The following is a 2843-nucleotide window of genomic DNA, read 5'->3' as shown; positions in this document are numbered from 1 at the left end:
CTGTATGCGAAGCGGCCTTGTTGCCTGCCAGGATGATAACCCGATGACGGCCGCCGCGGCCCCGAACGACGAGACGAAGGGCCACGGCCTGCCGGCCCTGCTCAGCCTGGCAGCGCCGGTCGTCGCGTCGCGCCTCGGCATCATGGCGATGGGACTGGTGGACACGATTGTGGTCGGCCAGCATTCAGCCGCGGAGATGGGCTATCACGCCCTTGGCTGGGCGGTGACCGGCGGTGTGCTGACCACGGCGCTGGGCCTGCTGTCAGGCGTGCAGGTGATGACCAGCCAGGCAATCGGTGAAGGCCGTGAGGCCGATACCGGGGCGATCCTGCGCCGCGGACTGGCTTATGCCACCTGGATTTCCATTGCCTGCGCCGTGTTCCTCGCGGCCGCCGGCGGGCCGATGCTGACGGCGTTCAACATGGCGCCCGGACTGGCTGAAGGTGCGACCCTGGTGTTACAAGTACAGGCCGTTTCACTGGTCCCGATCGTGGTTGCCGATGCCGGGCTGTTCTGGCTGGAAGCCCATGGCCGCGCAATCCCCGGCATGGTGGCAATGTGGGCGGCCAATATCGTCAACCTCGCGGTCAATTTGTGGCTGGTGCCGGGCGACAACATGTTTGCCGTCGAAGGCGCCGTGGCCAGCGCTTGGGCCACCTTTGCCAGCCGGCTTTTTCTGTTCATCGTGCTCGCGGTGGTCATCCTGCGCTGGCGGCGTGCGCGCGAATTGGGCGTGTTCAGCCCGGCACCGCGCGATCCGCCCGCAGCGCGGGCCATGCGCGCGGTGGGGTATGGCGCAGCGACGAGCTATTTCATCGAAAGCCTGGCCTTCTCGGCGATGGCGGTGTTTGCCGGTTGGATCAGCGTCACGGCGGTGGCGATCTGGGCGGTGGTGATCAATGTGGCGGCGCTAGTGTTCATGGTGCCGCTGGGCCTGTCGGTGGCAACGTCAGTGCTGGTCGGCCGGGCTTATGGCGCGCGTGATCGCACGGGGATGCTGGCTTCAGCCGCGCAGGGCTTTGGCGTGACTGCGGCGGCGCTGCTGTTGGTTTCGCTGGGCGTGTGGCTGTTTCCGGATGCCATCGCCGCGGCCTATTCGCGCGATCCCGCGGTGCTGGCCGGCATTGCCAGTGCCATGCTGCTGTCCAGCCTGTTCTTTGCGGCCGACGGCTTGCAAGTGGTGGCCGCGCAATCGTTGCGTGCCCGTTCCGATATCAAGGCGCCTGCCGTGATCCACGTGGTTTCCTACATGGCGGTGATGATGCCGCTGGCCTGGTGGCTGGGGGTGAGAAACGGCGGCGGCGTCGATGGCCTGATCTGGGCGATCATCGTCGCCAGCGTGCTTTCGGCGGTTCTGCTGTGGGGCCGTTTTGCGCTGCTGGCGCGCGGGCCGCTTACGCCGCCAGACGCACTGCCCGCAACGCCCCACGCCTGATTTCGGCAGCAATATCCGCCACATAAGGTTCGAAATTCACCTGCATGGTGTGGCGGCGGCTTGCGTAATAATGGCCCTGATAGCGTTTTTCCTCGGCCACGATGGTGCGGGCCATTTCCTCTGGCGCGGGCAGCGCATAACGACCGGCCAGATACGCCGCCAGCAGCTTTGATTGCTGCTCGGCCAGATTGACCAGCGTCGGCAGCGTCTGCGCCAGCCCCATGAACCACAGGCCGTGCAGCGCCGAATCGGCCTGCACCATGCGTTTGTAAAGTGGGATGTGATTGCCCGTCACGCGCGCGTCCTCGGGCGTGAGAAAAGGAAAATTGATGTTGTAGCCCGTCGCCGTGATGATCGCGTCCACCACCTCGCGGCTGCCGTCGGCAAAGATCACGCCGTCGCCGTCAAGCCGGGCGATGGCCGGCCTGATGCCGATATCGCCGCTGCCCGCCCGGGTGAGGAATTCGCCGCTCACGGTGGGATGCGCGTCCAATGGCTCGTGATCGGGGGTGGGCAGGCCGTAATCTTCCATGTTGCCCACCAGGCTTTTTACCTTGCGGCGGCCGATCCAGCGCGCGATGCGCAGCGGCAGCCACGGCGGCGCGGCCTGCTTGTCGGCGGGCACACCGTTGAAATATTTGGGCAGCACCCACACGCCGCGCCGGGTAGAGACAAAACATTTTTCGGTAATGCTGCGCTGGCCAAGCTCCGACGCGATATCGACCGCGCTGTTGCCAAGCCCGACCACCAGCACCCGCTTGCCGATCAGGTCCAGCGGCGCAAACGGGGTGCGGTAATCATGGGCGTGGATGATGGTGCCGCTGAACTCGCCCTCCCACACCGGGCGATTGGGGCTCCAGTGGTGGCCGTTGGCGACGACGACAGCGCGGTAGATTTTGGTGCCGTTTTTCGTCGTCACATCCCACTGGCCATCATCGCGGCGCGTTACCTGCATCACCGGCGTTTCGAACTGCACCATCCCCCGCAGTCCGAAATGATCGACATAATCGTTGAAATATTGGGCAATCAGGCTGTGATGCGGGAAATCCGGCCAATCGGAAGGCACCGGATATTCGGCAAATTGCAGGCGCCATTTCGAAGTGTCGATGTGCAGCGACTGGTAGGCGCTGCTCATGCCGTTGGGATTGTTGTAGGCCCAGTTGCCGCCAATCCGATCGGACGCTTCGAACCAGTCGAACGCGATGCCTTCATCCGCCAGCCGTTTGGCGGTGGTGAAACCGGAACAGCCGGCACCGATCAGGGCAACAGGGAGCGCGTTCATGGCCGGCATCCTAAGCCGCAGCCGCCCGGGCGCCACCTCTCGCTTTGATGATGCTGCGCTTGCCCGGCCGGCTGCAATGCTGTTCAAGGCAAAGCCATGACTGCTGCCACCTCCCTGCTGCTGTTT

The 2843-nt window shown here is 64.7% G+C and carries 2 protein-coding genes; one reads left to right on the top strand and one right to left on the bottom strand.

The window, feature by feature from the left end:
* A partial coding sequence (locus tag ACESL8_RS01705; protein WP_372915265.1) for an MATE family efflux transporter occupies nucleotides 1-1435 on the top strand: 1435 nt, incomplete at its 5' end.
* Here ACESL8_RS01705 and ACESL8_RS01700 read toward each other — a convergent pair.
* On the bottom strand, nucleotides 1395-2717 hold the full coding sequence (locus ACESL8_RS01700; protein ID WP_372915263.1) for a flavin-containing monooxygenase: 1323 nt from the start codon (nucleotides 2715-2717) through the stop codon (nucleotides 1395-1397). The two genes, ACESL8_RS01705 and ACESL8_RS01700, sit on opposite strands and share 41 nt — an antisense overlap.
* Between the last annotated feature and the right edge of the window lie 126 nt (nucleotides 2718-2843).

The organism is Sandarakinorhabdus sp. (assembly GCF_041689835.1).
In the GTDB taxonomy this organism is placed as follows: domain Bacteria; phylum Pseudomonadota; class Alphaproteobacteria; order Sphingomonadales; family Sphingomonadaceae; genus Sandarakinorhabdus.
Note: the sequence above shows the minus strand (reverse complement) of the source record. Positions and strands in the feature narration are given on the sequence as shown.